This window comes from Pseudomonas cremoris (assembly GCF_014230465.1).
On record NZ_JAAXCY010000002.1, the window covers coordinates 263094 to 281843 of the forward strand.

Annotated in this window: 13 protein-coding genes and 2 pseudogenes; 8 read left to right on the plus strand and 7 right to left on the minus strand. The window is 60.2% G+C overall.

The genetic code is table 11. The annotated features are described in order from the left end of the window. Nucleotides 1–118: 118 nt before the first annotated feature. Nucleotides 119–427, minus strand: a complete 309-nt coding sequence (locus tag HF257_RS04715) for a hypothetical protein (protein WP_185704969.1) — start codon at nucleotides 425–427, stop codon at nucleotides 119–121. Nucleotides 428–456: 29 nt separating this feature from the next. On the opposite strand from HF257_RS04715, the gene putA reads away from it, so the two are divergent. Together putA and HF257_RS04725 are read left to right on the plus strand one after the other, a co-directional pair. Then, nucleotides 457–4410, plus strand: a complete 3954-nt coding sequence (putA, locus tag HF257_RS04720; RefSeq protein ID WP_185704967.1) for a trifunctional transcriptional regulator/proline dehydrogenase/L-glutamate gamma-semialdehyde dehydrogenase — start codon at nucleotides 457–459, stop codon at nucleotides 4408–4410. A gap of 231 nt (nucleotides 4411–4641) precedes the next feature. Next, entirely contained in the window at nucleotides 4642–6444 is a 1803-nt protein-coding gene (locus HF257_RS04725; protein ID WP_185704965.1) for an acyl-CoA dehydrogenase, read from the plus strand. Here the strand turns inward: HF257_RS04725 and HF257_RS04730 are convergent. Together HF257_RS04730 and HF257_RS04735 are read right to left on the minus strand one after the other, a co-directional pair. Beyond that, the gene (locus tag HF257_RS04730) at nucleotides 6441–6734 is read right to left on the minus strand and encodes a cell division protein ZapA (protein ID WP_185704963.1); all 294 of its coding nucleotides are present in this window, start codon (nucleotides 6732–6734) and stop codon (nucleotides 6441–6443) included. The genes HF257_RS04725 and HF257_RS04730 overlap by 4 nt on opposite strands. Then, on the minus strand, nucleotides 6731–6961 hold the full coding sequence (locus HF257_RS04735) for a hypothetical protein (RefSeq protein ID WP_034136607.1): 231 nt from the start codon (nucleotides 6959–6961) through the stop codon (nucleotides 6731–6733). The genes HF257_RS04730 and HF257_RS04735 overlap by 4 nt, the downstream gene beginning before the upstream one ends. Nucleotides 6962–7304: 343 nt before the next feature. On the opposite strand from HF257_RS04735, the pseudogene HF257_RS33520 reads away from it, so the two are divergent. From HF257_RS33520 to selO, 5 genes and pseudogenes are all read left to right on the plus strand, one after another. Then, nucleotides 7305–7961, plus strand: a pseudogene (locus tag HF257_RS33520) (MCP four helix bundle domain-containing protein); the annotation flags it as partial. Nucleotides 7962–8264: 303 nt separating this feature from the next. Continuing rightward, nucleotides 8265–8864 (plus strand): annotated as a pseudogene (locus HF257_RS33525) (methyl-accepting chemotaxis protein); the annotation flags it as partial. A 233-nt stretch (nucleotides 8865–9097) separates the two neighbouring features. After that, the gene (locus tag HF257_RS04745) at nucleotides 9098–10840 is read left to right on the plus strand and encodes a potassium/proton antiporter (RefSeq protein ID WP_058423526.1); all 1743 of its coding nucleotides are present in this window, start codon (nucleotides 9098–9100) and stop codon (nucleotides 10838–10840) included. A 49-nt stretch (nucleotides 10841–10889) separates the two neighbouring features. Continuing rightward, nucleotides 10890–14228 (plus strand): mechanosensitive channel MscK, encoded by a 3339-nt coding sequence (gene mscK, locus HF257_RS04750; protein WP_185704959.1) that lies wholly within the window; start codon nucleotides 10890–10892, stop codon nucleotides 14226–14228. A gap of 48 nt (nucleotides 14229–14276) precedes the next feature. Continuing rightward, complete coding sequence (selO, locus tag HF257_RS04755; protein ID WP_185704957.1) at nucleotides 14277–15740, plus strand: protein adenylyltransferase SelO; 1464 nt, start codon at nucleotides 14277–14279, stop codon at nucleotides 15738–15740. Nucleotides 15741–15770: 30 nt separating this feature from the next. Here the strand turns inward: selO and HF257_RS04760 are convergent, their stop codons facing one another. Both HF257_RS04760 and HF257_RS04765 read right to left on the minus strand, forming a co-directional pair. Next, entirely contained in the window at nucleotides 15771–16172 is a 402-nt protein-coding gene (locus HF257_RS04760) for a helix-turn-helix domain-containing protein (protein WP_185704955.1), read from the minus strand. A gap of 5 nt (nucleotides 16173–16177) precedes the next feature. Beyond that, complete coding sequence (locus HF257_RS04765) at nucleotides 16178–16465, minus strand: type II toxin-antitoxin system HigB family toxin (protein WP_185704953.1); 288 nt, start codon at nucleotides 16463–16465, stop codon at nucleotides 16178–16180. 234 nt (nucleotides 16466–16699) lie between these two features. Between HF257_RS04765 and trxC the strand changes: the two genes are divergently transcribed. Next, the gene (gene trxC / locus HF257_RS04770; protein WP_185704951.1) at nucleotides 16700–17134 is read left to right on the plus strand and encodes a thioredoxin TrxC; all 435 of its coding nucleotides are present in this window, start codon (nucleotides 16700–16702) and stop codon (nucleotides 17132–17134) included. 98 nt (nucleotides 17135–17232) lie between these two features. Here trxC and HF257_RS04775 read toward each other — a convergent pair whose 3' ends face one another. Together HF257_RS04775 and HF257_RS04780 are read right to left on the minus strand one after the other, a co-directional pair. After that, complete coding sequence (locus HF257_RS04775; protein ID WP_185704949.1) at nucleotides 17233–17442, minus strand: DUF6124 family protein; 210 nt, start codon at nucleotides 17440–17442, stop codon at nucleotides 17233–17235. Nucleotides 17443–17905: 463 nt separating this feature from the next. Further along, nucleotides 17906–18676 carry a ParA family protein gene (locus HF257_RS04780; protein WP_185704947.1) on the minus strand — a complete coding sequence of 257 codons (771 nt, stop codon included), beginning with the start codon at nucleotides 18674–18676 and terminating at the stop codon, nucleotides 17906–17908. Between the last annotated feature and the right edge of the window lie 74 nt (nucleotides 18677–18750).

Consider the following 18750-nt stretch of genomic DNA (forward strand, 5'->3'; position numbering starts at 1 on the left):
GTGACGCCCTGGCTTTGTTTTTATGTAGCAGCGGTCTGTCAGACGGCCATCCACTGTGAAGTAGGTAGACGTAACTGCGTGCCGCGCATTTATGACTGACGTTTCCCCAGGAAAGCCGTCAGCCGATGAACCGACTCGTTGAGGTGGTTGCACCTTGGGCGCGAATGCTATTCAACAAAGCAAATAGGGTGCAACCAGTTTCTTGAGAATAAGTTGCACCTTGATGTGAATTGCAGAAAACACCGCGTTTTTGCTCCTTTTCGGAGCAAGAACAGCCGAACTCATAAGCAAACGCACCACCGTAAAGCAGATTCTGCTGAGGCTGCGTTTTTTCATGCACCCCTCTGAAAATTTCATGGATAAAAAGGGTTGCACCCGGTTGCACCTCTTCATGGGCAAAGCTAATCTTGCCGCCAGCTGATGCCACTCGGTAGTGGCACCCATGAGGATAAGAAAATGGCTACGACCACCCTTGGGGTCAAACTCGACGACCCGACCCGTGAACGCCTGAAGGCGGCCGCGACCTCCATTGATCGCACGCCGCACTGGCTGATCAAGCAGGCGATTTTCAATTACCTGGAGAAACTGGAGGGTGGTGCAACCCTGAATGAGCTCAATGGCTTGAGCACCAAGGACGCTGACGACGCAGGCGAGGTCCAGACCGACCACGCTCACCAGTGCTTCCTGGAGTTCGCCGAGAGCATCCTGCCGCAATCCGTGCTGCGCGCCTCGATCACCGCCGCTTACCGTCGCCCAGAGCCGGAAGTGGTGCCGATGCTGATCGAACAGGCCCGCCTGCCGGCGCCAATGGCCGAAGCTACCAACAAGCTGGCCGCTTCGATTGCCGAAAAATTGCGTAACCAGAAGAGTGCTGGCGGCCGCGCCGGTATTGTTCAGGGCCTGCTGCAAGAGTTTTCCCTGTCGTCCCAGGAAGGCGTGGCGCTGATGTGCCTGGCCGAAGCGCTGCTGCGCATCCCGGACAAGGGCACCCGCGACGCGCTGATCCGCGACAAGATCAGCACCGGTAACTGGCAGCCGCACCTGGGCAACAGCCCGTCACTGTTCGTCAACGCCGCCACCTGGGGCCTGCTGCTAACCGGCAAACTGGTCGCTACCCACAACGAAGCAGGCCTGACTTCGTCCCTGAGCCGCATCATCGGCAAAAGCGGCGAGCCGATGATCCGCAAGGGCGTCGACATGGCCATGCGCCTGATGGGCGAGCAGTTCGTGACCGGCGAAACCATCGCCGAAGCCCTGGCCAACGCGAGCAAATTCGAAGCCAAGGGCTTCCGTTATTCCTACGACATGCTCGGTGAAGCCGCACTCACCGAACACGATGCGCAGAAATACCTGGCCTCGTACGAACAAGCCATTCACTCCATCGGCAAGGCGTCTCATGGCCGTGGGATCTATGAAGGCCCAGGCATCTCCATCAAGCTCTCGGCCCTGCACCCGCGCTACAGCCGTGCGCAGTACGAGCGTGTGATGGATGAGCTGTACCCGCGCCTGCTGTCCCTGACCCTGCTGGCCAAGCAATACGACATCGGTTTGAACATCGATGCCGAGGAAGCCGACCGCCTGGAGCTGTCGCTGGACCTGCTCGAACGCCTGTGCTTCGAGCCGCAGCTGACTGGCTGGAACGGCATCGGTTTCGTGATCCAGGCTTACCAGAAGCGCTGCCCGTATGTGATCGACTACGTCATCGACCTGGCGCGCCGCAGCCGCCATCGCCTGATGATCCGCCTGGTAAAAGGCGCGTACTGGGACAGCGAGATCAAACGCGCCCAGGTCGAAGGCCTGGAAGGCTACCCGGTGTACACCCGCAAGGTGTACACCGACGTTTCCTACATCGCCTGTGCACGCAAACTGCTGTCGGTACCGGAAGTCATCTACCCGCAGTTTGCCACGCACAACGCCCACACCCTGTCGGCCATCTACCATATCGCCGGTCAGAACTATTACCCCGGCCAGTACGAGTTCCAATGCCTGCACGGCATGGGTGAGCCGCTGTACGAGCAAGTTGTAGGCAAAGTCTCCGATGGCAAGCTGAACCGTCCGTGCCGTGTGTACGCGCCGGTTGGCACCCACGAAACACTGCTGGCTTACCTGGTACGTCGCCTGCTGGAAAACGGCGCCAACACTTCGTTCGTCAACCGTATTGCCGACCAGTCCATCTCGATTCAGGAACTGGTGGCTGATCCAGTGGCCAGCATCGAGCAAATGGCCACGCTGGAAGGCGGCTTCGGCCTGCCGCACCCGCGCATCCCTTTGCCGCGTGACCTGTATGGCAGCGAGCGCGCCAACTCGGCCGGTATCGACCTGGCCAACGAACACCGCCTGGCGTCGTTGTCATGCGCCCTGTTGGCCACCGCACACAACAACTGGAAAGCTGCGCCGATGCTCGGTTGCGCCTCCAGCGAACAGCCAGCGGCGCCGGTGCTGAATCCGTCCGACCTGCGTGACGTGGTTGGCCATGTGCAAGAAGCCACCGTTCAAGACGTAGACAACGCCATCCAGTGCGCCATCAGCGCCGGCCCGATCTGGCAGGCCACCCCGCCCGCCGAGCGCGCCGCGATCCTGGAACGCGCTGCCGACCTGATGGAAAGCGAGATCCAGCCGCTGATGGGCCTGCTGGCCCGCGAAGCTGGCAAGACCTTCGCCAACGCCATCGCCGAAGTGCGGGAAGCCGTGGACTTCCTGCGTTACTACGCTGTGCAGGCACGCAACGACTTCACCAATGACGCCCACCGCCCGTTGGGCCCAGTGGTGTGCATCAGCCCGTGGAACTTCCCGCTGGCGATTTTCAGCGGTCAAGTCGCTGCTGCATTGGCCGCCGGCAACCCGGTATTGGCCAAGCCTGCCGAGCAAACCCCGCTCGTCGCCGCCCAAGCCGTGCGCATCCTGCTAGAAGCCGGTATTCCGCAAGGCGTGCTGCAACTGCTGCCGGGCCAAGGCGAAACCGTGGGTGCCCGCCTGGTGGGCGATGATCGCGTCAAAGGCGTGATGTTCACCGGCTCGACCGAAGTAGCGCGCCTGCTGCAACGCAACATCGCCGGTCGCCTGGATGCCCAGGGCCGCCCGATCCCGCTGATCGCCGAAACCGGTGGCCAGAACGCGATGATCGTCGACTCCTCGGCACTCACCGAACAAGTGGTGATCGACGTGGTGTCCTCGGCCTTCGACAGCGCCGGCCAACGGTGCTCGGCCCTGCGCGTACTGTGCTTGCAGGAAGATTCGGCAGACCGCGTCATCGAAATGCTCAAGGGCGCCATGGCGGAATGCCGCCTGGGCAACCCGGAGCGCCTGTCGGTCGACATCGGCCCGGTGATCGACGCCGAAGCCAAGGCCGGCATCGAGAAGCACATCCAGGCGATGCGGGACAAAGGCCGCAACGTTTACCAGGTGGCGATTGCCGACGGCGAAGAAATCAAACGCGGCACCTTCGTGATGCCAACTCTGATCGAACTCGAAAGCTTCGACGAACTGCAACGGGAGATCTTCGGCCCGGTGCTGCACGTGGTGCGCTACAAGCGTAAAGAAATCGACCAGCTTATCGGCCAGATCAACGCTTCCGGCTACGGCCTGACGCTGGGCGTGCACACCCGCATCGACGAAACCATCGCCAAGGTGATCGACAACGTCCATGCCGGTAACGTCTACGTGAACCGCAACATCGTCGGCGCCGTGGTCGGCGTGCAGCCGTTCGGCGGCGAAGGCCTGTCGGGTACTGGTCCGAAAGCCGGTGGCCCGCTGTACCTGTACCGCCTGCTGTCGACGCGCCCTACGGATGCCATCGAGCAATCCTTCGCACGGAACGACAAGTTGGCCGCACCGGATGTACGCCTGCGGGATGCCATGAGCCAGCCGCTGACCGCCCTCAAAACCTGGGCCGACAGCAACCAGTTCAGCGACCTGAGCGCCCTGTGCAGCCAGTTCGCCGCGCAATCGCAAAGCGGTGTCACCCGCCAGTTGGCCGGCCCGACCGGCGAGCGCAACAGCTACGCCATTCTGCCCCGCGAGCACGTGTTGTGCCTGGCGGAAGTAGAGGGCGATCTGCTGACTCAGCTGGCGGCGGTGTTGGCGGTAGGTGGCTCGGCGGTATGGCCGGAAACTGACCTGACCAAAGCTGTGTTCCCACGCCTGCCTAAAGAGATTCAGGCGAAGATCAAGCGCGTGGCCGACTGGACCAAGGACGAGGTGGTGTTTGATGCAGTCCTGCACCACGGCGATTCCGACCAATTGCGTGCGGTGTGCCAGCAAGTGGCGCAACGTGGCGGAGCGATTGTTGGGGTACATGGTTTGTCACAAGGTGAAACGGCGATTGCGCTGGAACGCCTGGTGATTGAGCGAGCGTTGAGTGTTAACACGGCAGCCGCAGGTGGTAACGCCAGCCTGATGACGATCGGCTAACTGACACAACGCGGTCAGACATGTGGGAGCGGGCTTGCTCGCGAATGCGCAGTGTCAGTCACTGAATGAGTTGACTGACCCAACGCTTTCGCGAGCAAGCCCGCTCCCACATTTGGGCCGCGCTTTTCTCCCCCATCCGCGTTTTGCAGCTCCATCACCCAGATCAATCTTGCTATCCACCCTCCATTTGCGCACTTAGACTCGGCCCTATTCCCACCTAGGTAAGCCGCCATGTCCGAGACGCTGCTCAGTTCCCGCAATCTGGCTTTCGAGCTGTACGAAGTCCTCGATGCCGAGGGCCTGACCCAGCGCGAGCGGTTTGCCGAGCACAATCGGGAAACCTTCGATGCCGCCATCAGTACGGCGCGCAACATCGCGGAAAAGTACTTCGCCCCCCACAACCGCAAGAACGACGAGAACGAGCCGCGCTTTGAGAATGGTAAGGCGATCCTGATCCCGGAAGTGAAACCCGCCGTGGACGCTTTCCTTGAAGCCGGCTTCCTCAACGCGGCACGCAGTTTCGAAGCGGGCGGCATGCAATTGCCGACGCTGTTGTCCCAAGCCTGTTTTGCACATTTCCAGTCGGCGAACGCAGCCTCCACGTCCTACCCGTTCCTGACCATGGGCGCCGCCAACCTGATTGAAAGCTTCGGCACCGAGGAACAAAAACAACGCTTCCTGCAGCCGATGATCGACGGTCGTTTCTTCGGCACCATGGCGCTGACCGAGCCTCATGCCGGCTCGTCACTGTCGGATATTCGTACGCGTGCGGAGCCGGCGGCTGACGGCACCTATCGACTCAAGGGCAACAAGATCTTCATCTCCGGCGGCGACCACCCCCTGTCGGAAAACATCGTGCACATGGTGCTGGCCAAGTTGCCGGACGCACCCGCCGGGGTGAAGGGCATTTCGCTGTTTATCGTGCCCAAGTTCCTGGTCAACGACGATGGCAGCCTGGGCGAGCGCAACGATGTGCTGCTGGCCGGGCTGTTCCACAAGATGGGCTGGCGCGGCACCACGTCTACTGCGTTGAACTTCGGCGATAACGGTAACTGTGTCGGCTATCTGGTGGGCAAGCCGCACCAGGGCTTGAGCTGCATGTTCCAGATGATGAACGAGGCGCGCATCGGCGTGGGCATGGGGGCGGTGATGCTCGGCTATGCCGGTTACCTGTACTCACTGGAATACGCTCGCGAGCGCCCACAGGGCCGTCTGCCCGATAGCAAAGACCCCACAACGGCACCGGTCTCGATCATTCAGCACGCCGACATAAAACGCATGTTGCTCACGCAAAAAGCCTACGTCGAAGGCGCCTTCGACCTGGGCCTGTACGCCGCGCGCCTGTTCGATGACACCACGACGCTGGGAACCGAGACCGAGCGCAAACAGGCCCACGAACTGCTGGACTTGCTCACGCCCATCGTCAAATCCTGGCCTTCGGAGTTCTGCCTCAAGGCCAACGAACTGGCGATCCAGATCCTCGGCGGTCACGGTTATACCCGCGAATACCCGGTGGAGCAGTACTACCGCGACAACCGCCTGAACCCGATTCATGAAGGCACTCATGGCATCCAGTCCCTGGATTTGCTCGGGCGCAAGCTGGCGCAGAACGGTGGCGCAGGGCTCAAGCAACTGATCCGCCTTATCGCAGAGACCGGTGCCCGCGCCCAAGAGTACCCATCACTCACCACCTTGAGAGAACCGCTGGAACAACTGGTAGCCCGCCTGCAACAGGTCACCCTGGGCCTGCTGACGGATCTCGCCCAGGGCAAAGTCAACAGCAGCCTGGCGAACTCGGCGCTGTACCTGAAAGTATTCGGGCATACCGTGATTGGCTGGCGCTGGCTGGAACAAGCGATTCGCGCAGAAGAGGGCTTGGCCAAGGGCAATGCGGCCGATGTGGCCTTCTATAAAGGCAAGCTCCAGGCCGCCCGTTACTTCCTGACGTGGGAAATACCGGGCTGCCATCATGAACTGGCGATTCTGGAAGCACGCGATGATACGTGCCTCGCGATGCAGGACGAGTGGTTCTAAGGCTGTCCGATCGCCTTGGAAATCACATCAACCGTGGCGCTGACTTGCTCTTGGTAACGGTCGAGTTCTTCTTGATGCGCCTGCTGCAATTCGATTTGCTCGGCGCACAGGTTCAGCGCCGCCAGCACCAGCAATTTGTCCCCAATCAGCGTCGGGTACTTTTTCTTGGTGGTGGCCAGTGAGGCCTTGAGCATGGTCACGGCGTGCATCAGGGTTTTGTCTTCCCCGGCTGGCGCCTTGATCGAGTAATCCTCTCCGAGAATTGAAACGACCTTTATCCCTTCATTCATGCGCCGACAGGACCTGCGCTCACACGCTCAACCAGCGCTTGAATGCGAGCGGCGGTGGCGCCGTGCTTTTCTTCCTGCTCCATCAGGTTCAGTTGCAGGCTGTCGTTCTCATCCTTGGCGCGGGCCAGTTCGGCCTTGAGGGATTCGTTGCTGCCCAGTAGCTCCTGATTCTGCTGTACCAGGTCGCTGACCAGTTGTTCCAGTTGGCTGAGGGATGCTTCTAACATTTTGATTTCTCGGGCTTTTTCAAAGGGCGGTGACGATAAAGAAAATTCACCTCGGATGCCAGGGTTATCCCCGGCGCGCAGCCCGATTTTTAGGGGCCGGGCCGCACTTTCGAGCCTTAGTGACTGCAATTACCCGATCTGGTTCCTGAATCGGCCAAACCCCTCGTCAGATGCGACAAAAGCGCACGCCCCTTTAAGACTTTAGTCGTATGGCCGATACGCGATGCATACCCCGTATCACGGCCGCACGGATCGCGCTTCTCCCCAGGATTCCAAGATGTCCCTTCGTAATATGAATATCGCGCCGCGCGCCTTTTTAGGCTTCGCATTGATCGGCGCACTCATGTTGTTTCTCGGTGTGTTCGCCTTGAACCAGATGAGCAAGATTCGCGGCGCCGCTGAAGAGATCACGCTGTCCAGCGTGCCAAGCATTCGTGCCCTCGACGAGTTCACCCAACTGACCCTGCGCCTGCGCGTGCTGTCCTACCGTTTGCTGACCAACCGCGAGCCGGATGTGCAGCAAAAGACCCTGGAAACCTTTGAACTGCGCGACCAGCAAATCCGCGCCGCCCAAGGCATCTATGAAAAACTCATCGATACCCGCGAAGAACGCGCCACGTATGACGAATACGTCAATCTGCTCGGCCAGTACCGCCAGATCGAAGCACGTATGAAGAGCCTGTCGCGGGCCAACCAAGTGGAAGACCTGCGTACGCTGATCAACACCGAACTGCTGAGCAATTCCGAGAAGGTCAACGCGGTATTGGCGCGCCTGCTGGAGATCAACAACCAGATGGCATTGGTCACCAACCAACAAGCCAAAGACCAATATGACTTGGCCTTCAACCTGGTGGTTGGACTGTTGGCACTCGCCACGGCACTGACCGTGCTGTTCGCCTGGCTGCTGACCCGCAGCATCACCGTGCCCATCGCCCAGGCCCTGGAAGCGGCCGAAGAAGTTGCCGAAGGCAACCTGACGCGACCGATCAAGATCGACGGCAACGACGAAGCCGGGCGTCTGCTGGCGGCCATGGCCAAGATGCAGGACAAACTGCGCGACACGCTGCAACGCATCGCCGGCTCCGCCACCCAGCTTGCGTCTGCGGCGGAAGAACTGAACGCCGTCACCGACGAAAGCGCCCGTGGCCTGACCCAGCAGAACAACGAAATCGAACAGGCCGCTACCGCCGTCAACGAGATGACCAGCGCGGTGGAAGAAGTCGCACGTAACGCGGTGAGCACTTCCGAAGCTTCGCGCAATGCCACCACCTCCGCCGGCGACGGGCGTGACTTGGTGCAGGAAACCGTCAGCGCCATCGAGCGCATGAGCGGCGATGTGCAAGCCACCGCGACGTTGATTGGCGACCTGGCGAATGAATCCCGCGATATCGGCAAGGTGCTGGATGTGATTCGCGGCCTGGCCGACCAGACCAACTTGCTGGCCTTGAACGCCGCTATTGAAGCGGCGCGTGCGGGTGAAGCCGGGCGTGGTTTCGCCGTGGTGGCCGATGAAGTGCGGGCCCTGGCCCATCGCACCCAGCAATCCACCAGTGAGATCGAGCGGATGATCGGCAGCATCCAGGCCGGCACCGAGCACGCGGTGGATTCGATGCGCAACAGCACCGAGCGGGCGGAATCGACGTTGAATATCGCCAAAGGCGCGGGGATTTCGCTGGACACCATCAATACCGCGATTGTCGAGATCAACGAACGCAACCTGGTCATCGCCAGCGCGGCGGAAGAACAGGCGCAGGTGGCGCGGGAAGTGGACCGTAACCTGGTGAATATCCGGGATCTGTCGGTGCAATCGGCGACAGGGGCCAGCCAGACGAGTGCCGCTAGCAGTGAGTTGTCGCGGTTGGCGGTGGATCTGAATGGAATGGTCGGACGCTTCAGGCTCTGACTGACACACCTCGGTCAAAATGTGGGAGAGGGCTTGCTCGCGAATGCAGTGGATCAGTCGCCAGATGTATTAACTGGCACACCGCTTTCGCGAGCAAGCCCGCTCCCACATTGGACCTATGCCAACTTGCAAAAGCTTTTTGACAGCGCAGCAATTCAACAGGTTAGAATCGCTGGCACGCAGACTGCATGGTCAGTTTGCGCCCCGTCTTGTTTACTCATGGAGTACTGCCTTTGAATGCGACGACCATCAACAGCCTGTTCTTGATCGGCGCGTTGCTGGTGAGTGCGAGCATTCTGGTGAGTTCTCTTTCGTCCCGCCTGGGGATCCCGATCCTGGTGATCATCCTGGCCGTGGGCATGGTCGCCGGCGTCGATGGCGGCGGCATCATCTTCGATAACTACCCGACCGCCTACCTGGTGGGCAACCTCGCGCTCGCGGTGATCCTGCTGGACGGCGGCTTGCGCACACGCGTGGCGAGTTTCCGCGTGGCACTCTGGCCGGCGTTGTCGCTGGCCACGGTGGGGGTGTTGATCACCACCGGCCTGACCGGCATGGCCGCCGCCTGGCTGTTTGACCTCAACATCATCCAAGGCTTGCTGATCGGCGCCATCGTCGGCTCCACGGACGCCGCCGCGGTGTTCTCGCTGCTAGGCGGCAAGGGCCTGAACGAACGGGTCACCGCCAGCCTGGAAATCGAATCCGGCAGCAACGACCCGATGGCGGTGTTCCTCACCGTAACCCTGATCGACATGCTCGCCAGCGGCCAGACCGGCCTGCATTGGAGCCTGCTGACGCACTTGGTGCGGGAGTTCGGCATCGGCGGCATCGTCGGCCTGGGCGGCGGCTGGCTGATGCTGCAGATGGTCAACCGCATCAACCTGGCCACCGGCCTGTACCCGATCCTGGTGATCGCCGGCGGCCTGTTCGTCTTCGCCGTGACCAACGCCCTGCACGGCAGCGGCTTCCTCGCCGTGTACCTGTGCGGCCTGGTGATCGGCAACCGCCCGGTGCGCAGCCGTCATGGCATTTTGCATATGCTCGACGGCATGGCCTGGCTGGCACAAATCGGCATGTTTTTGGTGCTGGGCCTGCTGGTCACGCCCCATGATCTGTTGCCGATTGCCCTGCCAGCCCTGGGCCTGGCGCTGTGGATGATCCTGTTTGCGCGGCCGCTGTCGGTGATGGTCGGCCTGCTGCCGTTCAAGGCTTTCCACGGGCGCGAAAAAGCCTTTATCGCCTGGGTTGGCTTGCGCGGCGCGGTACCGATCATCCTGGCGGTGTTCCCGCTGATGGCCGGCCTGCCCCATGCGCAGCTGTACTTCAACCTGGCGTTCTTTATCGTGCTGGTCTCGCTGCTGGTACAGGGTACGAGCCTGCCGTGGGTGGCCAAATTGCTCAAGGTGACCGTACCGCCAGACCCTGCGCCCATCTCCCGCGCGGCCCTGGAAGTGCACGTCACCAGCGAGTGGGAGCTGTTCGTCTACCGTCTGGGCGCCGAAAAGTGGTGCATTGGCGCCGCCCTGCGCGAGCTGAAAATGCCCGAAGGCACGCGGATCGCCGCACTGTTCCGAGGCCAGCAACTGCTCCATCCGTCGGGTAGTACGGTGCTTGAAGTCGGCGATCTGCTCTGTGTGATCGGCCACGAACACAACCTGCCGGCCCTGGGCAAGCTGTTCAGCCAGGCGCCACAGCGCGGCCTGGATTTGCGCTTCTTCGGCGACTTCGTACTGGAAGGCGACGCCCAGCTGGGCGCAGTCTCGGCCCTGTATGGCCTGAAGCTGGAAGGTATCGACCCGGATATGCCACTGAGCAGCTTCATCACCCAGAAAGTCGGTGGCGCGCCTATCGTCGGCGACCAGGTGGAATGGAACAACACCATCTGGACCGTCGCGGTCATGGACGGGAACAAGATCGGCAAAGTGGGCGTCAGATTCCCCGAAGGAAGTCGCCCGGGCCCCGGACTCTTCCTCTAAACTGCGGGGCGACAACGCCCCGATTCTTCACCTTGCTCGACCGGTCTCTATGCCAATCCTGCGCACGTTCCTCGCCACTGCCCTGCTGGGCCTGACCCTTTGTGTCGGCACCGTACACGCGGCCGACCCGCCCAGCGCCGACGCCATCCAGCAATCCCTGGACAAGCTGCCCGACCGCAAACTGCCCGACGCCGACATGAAGGCGCTGCAAACCATCCTGCAGCAGACCCTGACGTACCTGGGCAACAAGCAGGATTACGAGCAGCGCCTCGTCGACCTCAAGCGCCAGCTGGAAGACGCGCCGCGCCAAACCGTCGAAAACCAACGCGAACTGGCGCGGCTCAAGGCCACCAAGGTCATCCCGGTGGCACAACGCTACGCCACCCTGCCGGTGCCGCAGCTTGAGCAACTGCTGGTGCAGCGCACCACCCAGCAAGGCGACCTGCAAAAAGACCTGGCCGATGCCAACAGCCTGACCATTGCCGCACAAACCCGCCCCGAGCGCGCCCAGACCGAGATCAGCAGCAGCCAGACGCGCATCCTGCAGATCAATTCGATCCTCAAGAACGGCAAGGACAATGGCAAAACCCTCAGCAGCGACCAGCGCAACCAACTGAACGCCGAACTCGCCGCCCTTAACGCACTGATCCCGCTGCGCCGCCAGGAACTGGCCGGCAACAGCCAACTGCAAGACCTGGGCAACAGCCAGCACGACCTGGTGCTGGAAAAAACCGCGCGCCTGGAGCAAGAGATCCAGGACCTGCAAACCCTGATCAACCAGAAACGCCTGGCCCAGTCACAGCAGACCGTGACGCAGCAGTCCATCGAGGCGCAAAAAGCCGGCGGCAGCAGCCTGCTGGCCACCGAAAGCGCGGCCAACCTGAAGCTCTCCGACTACCTGCTCAAAAGCACCGACCGCCTCAACGACCTGACCCAGAAGAACCTGCAAACCAAGCAGCAACTGGACACCGTGACCCAGAGCGACGCCGCGCTGGACGAGCAGATCAATGTGCTCAAGGGCAGCCTGCTGCTGTCCAAGATTCTCTATAAACAAAAGCAGGCCTTGCCACGCCTGACGGTGGACCGCGACCTGGCAGACGACATCGCCAACATTCGCCTGTACCAGTTCGAGGTCAACCAACAGCGCGAGCTGATCAGTTCCCCCAGTACCTATGTGGATAACCTGCTGGCCAACCAGCCGCCGGACGATGTCACTCCGCAACTGCGCCGCACCCTGCTGGAGCTGGCGATTACCCGCAGCGACTTGCTGGAGCGCCTGAGCCGCGAGCTGAGTGCGCTGCTCAATGAATCCATCACCTTGCAACTCAACCAGAAACAACTGCTGAGCACCGCTACCACGCTGCGGTCGACGCTGGACGAGCAGATGTTCTGGATCCCCAGCAATAAGCCGCTGGACACCGAATGGCTGGAAACCGTCCCGGCGCACCTGAGCAAGCAAGTCACCACCCTGCCGTGGGCGTCCAGCGTCAGCGAACTGTACGACGGCCTGACCCAACGTCCGCTGCTGTTCCTGCCGCTGCTGTTGTTGATCGGCGCGTTGCTGTGGCGGCGCAAGAACCTGTATCAGCGCCTGAACAAAGTCCACCAGGACATCGGCCACTTCAAGCGCGACAGCCAGTGGCATACGCCCCAGGCCATTTTGATCAATATCCTGCTGGCAATGCCAGTCGCGCTGGGCCTGGCGCTGTGTGGCTACGCGTTGCAGATCGACGCCCGCGGGCAAAACGCCAACCTGGGCGCCGCGCTGCTACAGATCGCGCAGGCGTGGATGGTGTTCTACACCGCCTACCGCATCCTCGCGCCGGGTGGCGTGGCCGAGTTGCACTTCCGCTGGGAAAAGCCCCAGGTCGAGTTCCTGCAAGGCTGGGTGCGTAAACTCGGGCTGGTGGTGCTGGCGCTGGTGGCGGTGGTGGCCATTGCCGAGCATCAACCGGCGGCGCTGGCCGACGATGTACTGGGCATCGGCGTGGTGCTGCTGTGCTACGCGCTGATGGCCTGGCTGTTGGGCCGCCTGCTGCTCAATAGCCCCACCCACGAAAAGGCTTCGCTGTTTCGCAAAGCGGTGGGCCTGGTATTTACCGCCCTGCCCATCGCGCTGTTTATCGCCGTGTGTTTCGGCTACTACTACACCGCCCTCAAACTCAGCGACCGCTTGATCAACACCCTGTACCTGCTGATGTTCTGGCTGGTGATCGAAGCCACCTTCGTGCGCGGCCTGGGCGTTGCCGCACGGCGCCTGGCCTATGCGCGTGCCCTGGCCAAACGCCAGGCCGCCAAGGAAGCCGGTGAAGGCGAGGTGGTGATCGAAGAACCGACCCTGGACATCGAACAGGTCAACGAGCAGTCCATGCGCCTGATCCGCCTGGCCTTGCTCGGCGGTTTTATCGCGGCGCTGTACTGGGTCTGGAAGGACCTGATCACCGTGTTCTCGTACCTCGACAACGTGACCCTCTACGAATACACCAGCGGCACTGGCGCCAATATCAGCATGGTGCCCATCAGCATCGGCGACTTGCTGGGGGCCTCGATCATCGTCGGCATCACCTTTGCCCTGGCGCGCAACTTGCCCGGCTTGCTTGAAGTGCTGGTGCTGTCGAAACTCGACCTGGCCCAGGGCAGCGCGTATGCGACCACCACGCTGCTGTCCTATGTGATTGCCGGCGTGGGCTTCGTCTCCACCCTGTCCACCCTCGGCGTGAGCTGGGACAAGTTGCAATGGCTGGTGGCGGCGCTGTCGGTGGGGTTGGGCTTCGGGATGCAGGAGATCTTCGCCAACTTTATCTCCGGCATCATGATCCTGTTCGAGCGCCCGGTGCGGATTGGCGACACCATCACCATCGGCAACCTGTCGGGCACGGTGAGCAAGATCCGCATCCGCGCCACCACGATCACCGACTTTGACCGCAAGGACATCATCGTCCCGAACAAGACGTTTATTACCGGGCAACTGATCAACTGGTCGCTGACCGACACCATCACCCGAGTCACCCTGAAATTGGGCGTGGACTACGGCTCCGACCTGGACCTGGTGAAGGAGCTGTTACTCAAGGCCGCCCGAGACAACCCGCGAGTGCTGAAGGAACCCGAGCCTCATGTGTACTTCCTCAATTTCGGCGAAAGCACTCTCGACCACGAACTGCGCATGCACGTGCGCGACCTCGGTGACCGCAACCCGGTAATCGATGAGGTGAACCGCTTTATCAACCGCGAATTCAAGAACCACCACATCAACATCTCGTTCCGCCAGATGGAGGTCTACCTCAAGAACCTCCACGGCCAGGAATACAAACTGGTGGAAGTCGAAAGCCCGGCCAAGCCCGCCAACGACGGTGGCGTACAAGAACCGCCACCGAGCAAACTCGACTAACCGCGCTATCCCCAGCAGAATGCTCGGACATTCTGCTGGAGATGGCCGGTGAAAGCCCTCGACGAACTGACCTTCGACAACCGCTTCGCACGTTTGGGCGACGCGTTCTCAACCCACGTTTTGCCCGAACCCCTCGACGCACCGCGCCTGGTAGTGGCCAGCGATGCCGCCATGGCGTTGCTCGACCTCGACCCGGCCGTGGCCGAAACACCGGTGTTTGCCGAGCTGTTTGGCGGGCACAAGCTGTGGGCGGAAGCGGAGCCGCGGGCGATGGTCTATTCCGGGCATCAGTTTGGTGGCTACACCCCCCAATTGGGTGATGGCCGGGGGTTGTTGCTGGGCGAGGTCTACAACGAAGCAGGCGAGCATTGGGACCTGCACCTCAAGGGCGCGGGGATGACACCTTACTCGCGCATGGGCGACGGCCGCGCGGTGTTGCGCTCTTCGATCCGCGAGTTCCTCGCCTCCGAAGCCCTGCATGCGCTGGGCATCCCGAGCAGTCGGGCACTGTGCGTGATCGGCTCCGACACCCCGGTATGGCGTGAGAAACAAGAACGCGGCGCCATGGTGCTGCGCATGGCGCCGAGCCATATCCGCTTCGGGCATTTCGAATATTTCTACTACACCAAGAAGCCCGAGCAGCAGGCTATTTTGGCCGAGCACGTACTGAACCTTCACTACCCTGAATGCCGTGAGCAACCCGAACCGTACCTGGCGATGTTCCGTGAAATCGTCGAGCGCAACGCCGAATTGATTGCCAAGTGGCAAGCTTATGGCTTCTGTCATGGGGTGATGAATACCGACAACATGTCGATCCTGTGCATCACCTTCGACTTCGGGCCGTTTGCGTTTCTGGATGATTTTGACGCGCATTTCATCTGCAACCATTCGGACCATGAAGGGCGTTACTCCTTCAGTAATCAGGTGCCGATCGGGCAGTGGAACCTCAGTGCGTTGGCGCAAGCGCTGACGCCGTTTATCAGCGTGGATGCTTTAAAAGAAGCGCTGGGCTTGTACTTGCCGCTATATCAGGCCAATTACCTCGACTTAATGCGTCGACGGTTGGGGCTGACCACCGCTGAAGACGACGACCAGAAATTGGTGGAGCAGTTGCTCAAGCTGATGCAGAACAGCGGCGTGGATTACACCTTGTTCTTCCGTCGCCTGGGGGATGAGTCGGCGGCGCTGGCCGTGACGAAGCTGCGCGATGATTTTGTCGACATGGCCGGGTTTGATGCCTGGGCTGAGCTGTACAAGGCCCGGGTTGAACGAGACGGCGATTACAGCCAGGAACATCGTCGTGAGCGCATGCACGCGGTGAACCCGCTGTACATCCTGCGCAACTACTTGGCACAGAACGCCATCACTGCTGCCGAGTCAGGGGATTACAGTGAAGTGCGGCGGCTGCATGAGGTGCTGAGCAAACCGTTTGAGGAACAACCGGGGATGGAGCAGTACGCGCAGCGGCCGCCGGATTGGGGCAAGCATTTGGAGATTAGTTGTTCGTCCTAAGAAGTCGCTCACCCAGGGCCTTGATCGCAGTCAGATGAACATGTCCACCGGCACCTTGAAGAACTCCGCCAGCCAACGAATCTGCCGAACGTTGAGCTGGCGTTTTCCACTCAGTATTTCCGAGACAACCGATTGAGCGCCGACTCCAGGCAAGTCACTTTGTGTCAAACCATGCTCCTGCATCATTGACCGTAATACGTCGACACCGCTCACCTCGGGCATTGGCCAATGCTCTAAGTCATAGGCCTCAACCCAATCACCGATGATATCGACCAGCCCCATCAGCGGATGAGCTTCGTCCTCGCCAACGATGTCCAACAATTCATCCAGCGCCGCCACCAGAACATCGTAGTCAGCCTCGGTTTTAGGCTTGCGCAGCAGAGGCGCCACGAATTGCCAATGCTCAGCTACTTGCTCGATCAATGCTGTCACTGCACTCACTCCTTCCATTTACCCTTGTCATATTCCCGATGGTCCAACACATGCCGAATATAGAGGCGTTGCATTCGATAACGCACAACCGCAATAAGCCGCAACTTGTTGCCACCTATATTGAAGACGTGCAACGCGCCCACCTTATCCACTGCGGGGAAAACCGATCTCAACGCTGCAAAATCTTCAGGGCTGATGACCTTGACCTTCCGATACCACTCATCTAATGCACTGGCTGAATATGGCCATTTTTCCTTGGCATTTCGGATTTGCTTCGCACTGATTACTCGCATGCAACGTCCTTATCGCATCCTGCTATGAAGGTTAAACCCGAACGCCAACTATCGCAATTTGCTATAGCCTCGAACGGACCAATGGTGCTTTGTCGAACACGCCTTCACAGCCTAGATAGACAGGCGCAATCTCCACCGAAAAATCTGTGAGCATATGCAACGCCAACTTGAACTTGATAACGCTCGAAAACGACTCCAAATAAGACCTTTATGGTCTGTTTTTTGGAGCCCACCATGTCCGACCCTCTCGTCATTCCTTGCCCACGCTGCAACGGCCTAAACCGCATTCCCGGCGAACGCCTGGGCGATGCGCCCAAGTGCGGGCGCTGCAAGCAGCCGGTGTTGTTGAACAAGCCTTTCGAACTGAAACAAGGCGACTACGCCTGCCAGATCAAGGGCGACCTGCCGTTGCTGGTGGATGTATGGGCTGACTGGTGCGGACCGTGCAAATCGTTTGCGCCGGTGTTTGAGCAGGCGGCTGGGCAGTTGGAAGGTAAGTGCCGGCTGGCCAAGCTGGACAGTGAGGCCAATCAGCAGTTGTCGGCGCAGTTGGGGATTCGCTCGATCCCCAGTTTGATTCTGTTCAAGAATGGCCGCGAAGTGGCGCGCCAGAGCGGGGCGTTCCCGTTGCCGCAGTTGATGGCGTGGCTGGGCAGCCAGGGCGTGTAACTCGGTCAAATGTGGGAGCTGGCTTGCCTGCGATAGCTATGGTGAATTCACCACTGCCATCGCAGGCAGCCAGCTCCCACACTGATTGCATTGCAGGTTTAGGCCAGCGGCGCTTCGCGGTCCATCATCTGGCCGACCAACATGACGCCCAGCTCACTCAATTGATGGATCGCCAGGGCCACGTCGCGGTGTTCGCCGGTGAGGTCGTCGGACAGGTTGAGTAACAGGGTGCGCACGGAAGAGAAGGTTTCGTAGCTGTTGAGCACGAGGGTTTCGGTGGGGAGATTGGGCGTGACGGTAAATAGCATGCTTTTCGTTCTCTGATAGGGCCATCACCTACTCGCTACTAAACGAGGGCGGCAGCTGTACGCAGGTTAGTAGACCGGGAACGAAAGCAAAAACCGGCGCACCCGAAGGTGCCCTGCGCACAACTGCCATGATGATGGAGCGGCGCACATTCTTTCGTCTGATTGGGCTACTAAACCCGATCACTGAACATTCAGCGACCGGCGAACCTTAAGAGACACCCCTCCAGACGCACAAGCCGGCGGATTCTGGCTTACCTGTAGGCAACGATACAAGGCACAACTCCTATTGCCAGACCCGTCCTACAGCCTCTGTGGGATAAATCCAGATTTTCCAGCTGGAATGCAAAAAAATGTGGGAGCGGGCTTGCTCGCGAATGCGGTGTGTCAGTAGTAGATGTGCTGACTGACACACCGCATTCGCGAGCAAGCCCGCTCCCACAGGGGATTTCAGTTGCCTGTCAGATCAGGCGTTTTCCAGCAGGTTATGCAGCTCCACAAACTGCAACGTCAGCTTGTGCCGTGGGTCCAGGTGGATCAGCGGTTTGCTCTCCTGGTGCGACTCACGCATACGCACGGAGCTTGCCAAGTACACCGGCAACACTGGCAAACCCTCGGCAATCAACTCATCGAGCATCTGCTGCGGCAGGCTCGCCCGGGCCTGGAACTGGTTGACCACGATGCCTTCCACCTCGAGGCCTTCGTTGTGGTCGTCCTTCAACTCTTCGATTTCACGCAACAGGCCATACAACGCCTGGCGCGAGAAGCTGTCGCAATCGAACGGGATCAACACACGATCAGCGGCAATCAGCGCCGAAACAGCATAAAAATTCAATGCCGGAGGGGTATCCAGGTATATACGGTCGTAATCTTCACTCAGATCGTCCAGCAGCTTTCGCAGCTTGTTGATCTTGTGCTTGGCCTCAAGCTTGGGCTGCAGGTCCGCCAGCTCTGGGGTCGCGGTGATGACATGCAGGTTGTCGAAGGGTGTTTCGTAGATATCCACCTTGTTCTTCTTGGAAAACGGCCCGGAAGACAGGGTTTGCTTGAAAAAATCCGCGATACCCATCGGGATATCATCGCCGGTCAACCCAGTGAGGTATTGGGTTGAATTGGCTTGTGCATCGAGGTCGACCAACAGGGTTCGATAGCCTTCGCTGGCACTGACCGCCGCCAGGTTGCAGGCGATGCTGGACTTGCCAACGCCGCCTTTCTGATTGAACACCACACGCCGCATGGAAAAACCTCCGTGTATCAATGAATGTCCGAGTGTAGAGGGCAAAAGCGCCTGTTAGCTACCTCGTTCATCCA